The sequence below is a fragment of the Bartonella sp. AP4SXKL genome (assembly GCF_042195845.1).
Lineage (GTDB): Bacteria > Pseudomonadota > Alphaproteobacteria > Rhizobiales > Rhizobiaceae > Bartonella.
In genome coordinates this window covers 1-3022 of the sequence record NZ_JBHIPA010000045.1, presented here as the reverse complement: position 1 = coordinate 3022, position 3022 = coordinate 1, and the positions used below count along the sequence as shown (strand labels likewise).

The following is a 3022-nucleotide window of genomic DNA, read 5'->3' as shown; positions in this document are numbered from 1 at the left end:
CTTGTTGGTCATAATAGCCATAAGTCAAACTCTGTAGAAGAACGGGAAGGCTTTGGCATTCAGTTTGAAAAGAGCAACAGCGGTGCTTCTGTAGGTGTTGGAATTGCAAGCGCCAAAGATACCGGCGATCAATGGGAAAATACTTCCACACAATCACACATCACGGCACGCCAAGATGTGCAGATTACTGCTGACAATGATGTAAATATGCAAGCAGCCATTGTTTCGGCGGATCGTGATGTCAACATTGATGCCGGCAATAATATCACCCTATCAGAAAGCTATGATACCTCTAACGCAAAAGAAAAGCATGAAAAGTCTTTTGCTGGTGTGACAACTTCCGTTGATATCGGTGTCCTTGGCACGGTACAAGGACTAAAAGATGCCGCAGATCACATGAATAATAAGGATGGTAACAATACAGTTATTAATGGCATACTGACTGGCATGAAAATCAGTCATCTTTATAGTAAAGGCAAAACCTTTGTTAATTGGCTGACTGGCAATACGGGGGAAAAGGGGAACGTAACCAAAGGACTGAGTAGCTCATTAGGAGGATTGGGGGGCTCCACCAAGGATGCTCTTGCCAATATGGCTGGTGCATCTGGCAGTGTAACCGTGGGCTTTAAAACTGAGAAAACAGAAGCCTCTTCTCAAGTCTCCACAGCGGTGACAGATAGCATAGAAGGCGGACGCGCTGTTAACATGCAAGCCCACAAAGGCAGCATTCATGGTGTTGGCGCTGATATTATCGCTGGTACCAATCCAATCTATGTGCTGGAAAATGATGCACAGAGCGGAAAGATCACCATGGAAGCAGGTAAAGATATCATCTTTGAAAGTGCACAAAACACGCAAAGCACACAAAACAGCAGTGAAAGTGCTTCAATGAGTGTTGGCACCGGTTATGGCACGGGTGGCGCAGGGGCAACGGGCAGTGCTGCTTTTAGTCAAGGGGAAGGTTCCAGTGAGGAAGTTCAACACAAAAACAGCCATATTATAGGCACCGGCACTGTTCATACCACGAGTGGGGCAAACACCACATTGGCAGGCGCCGTGGTTTCTGGAGAGCGTGTAGAAATGGAAGTAGGGGGTGATTTTGCCATTACCAGCCGCAGTGATACGGGACAAACTTCCAGTAAGCAAAACTCTGTTTCTGTTGGGTTTGGTGCTGGACAAACGGGTGGTGGGGGGGCCATGAGCGCCTCTTTCCAAAAGGATCAATCCTCTAGTGATTATCATAGTGTTGTGGAGCAATCAGGCATCAAAGCGGGTGATGGCGGCTTTAATATCATAGTTAAAGACAAAACAACGCTGACCGGAGGTATTATTGAAAGCACAGCCTCGGCGGACAAAAACAGCCTGACCACAGGAAGCATTAGCACCAGTGATATCAGCAACAGTGCCCATGCTAAAGCCAGCAGCCATGGGTTTAGCATTTCTGGGAACGACACGATAAAAAACATTGCCAAGAATGTTTTAAATCACGGCAAAGCCAAGGATGGAGCAGAAGGGGAAACCAAATCTGCTATCAGCGATGGGACTATCATCCTTACTGATACAACTGGACAGAGGGCGATGGGGCAAGATGCTGGACAAATCATTGGCTCTCTCAACCGCAACACCGCAGCAGCACACCAAGCAGTAGGACAGCTAGATGTCGCACCGCTTGAGGATATATTGCGTAATCGTTTAGGTATGAGAAATAAATGGGTAGATGAATGGTTTGATATATGGGATGGGGTTCGTAAAATGGCATTTTATGTTGACCATCCAGTGGGTGAGGTTGCGCATGATGAAAATGGCAATGTCCTCTATTTAACCGATGAAAATGGAGAGTATATAAAAGGCAGTGATGGAAAATATATCACTCTGTATCACTTTTTAAAGCCAGAGGAAGAAAAGCATTTACAAAAAGGCCCTAATGGTGCTGTTTATATGTTCTACAATGGCATTTTTAATTCACCAGATGAAGCAGCCGGTAATGCTGTCCAATTGGCTGTTAATAAAAATGGTCCCCTTTATTTTACATACTTTCCCCAAGCTGATGATGTGCTGGTAGAATTAGGGGTAGCATATTATCAAAAGTTTTGGGAGGGTAGCACTTGGGGATTGAGTAATTCGACCAAGAAGTTCCAAGATTTTATCTATCGTTATGGCAATGACAATGCTATTGTTAGTGGGCATAGCCGGGGTACCTTAACAATACGCAATGGAGCAAATGACTTGCAAGAACATGGTATCCACAGTGTAGCCAAGAAAACAGACTTCTATCTTGTTGGAGCGGCTGCTCACATGCAATCGATGGCCAATACAGTAGATTATCTAAGCGATGGCGAAAAAAATTATATCTACATACAAGGTCATATGTTAGACCCCATTAGTACAGTGATTGGTTACAATTGGCCTACGGCTTATGGGGTACGTTCCAAACCATATGATTCATTACATCCGTTAATTCTACCCCTCAGAGAGATGGGGGGAGCGATCATCGGCTATAATCCTAGTACCCATAATTGTTATGCTGATGCAAGTGCTAAGTGTAAAAATGATTACGGTTCATTTGATTTTATAAAATTTTATTCCACGAGAACAGGGAACAAAAAATGAAAATACGATTTAACTTATTGAGCCTGCTCATTCTATTAAGTATTACTGGATGTGATATGGACAAATCTCCTCCAGGGGAAGTATATGGGTGGATCAAGCCAGGAGCAGACTTTACCGAGGTAGGAAAAGCCTTATTAGAATGTGGCATGCCACATCTTAATTATCTTGAGGCTGAAAATCAAAAGCTCAGCAATAATGATAATGCAACAATTTATGCTTGTATGATTCAAGCAGGATTCCGTGACAGATATGGCGGTCCATCTTGGTGTGTGAATCATTGGAGGGAAAACCTTCCGATTTGTCGACCAGGCGCGGTCATTCCGAAACGAAGTGTTGAAAAGCGCTTAAACAGCCCTTTTTGTAAAAGAAGTCCAGTACAACCTGAATGCAAACCTTAAGTTTTGTTTGTGAT

Annotated in this window: 2 protein-coding genes; both read left to right on the top strand. The window is 43.9% G+C overall.

What is annotated here, in order from left to right; genetic code table 11:
* On the top strand, positions 1-2610 hold a 2610-nt coding region (locus tag ACFIMI_RS09555), incomplete at its 5' end, for a hemagglutinin repeat-containing protein (protein ID WP_375692525.1).
* Positions 2607-3008 (top strand): hypothetical protein, encoded by a 402-nt coding sequence (locus ACFIMI_RS09550; protein ID WP_375615477.1) that lies wholly within the window; start codon positions 2607-2609, stop codon positions 3006-3008. The genes ACFIMI_RS09555 and ACFIMI_RS09550, both read left to right, overlap by 4 nt.
* Positions 3009-3022 lie beyond the last annotated feature (14 nt).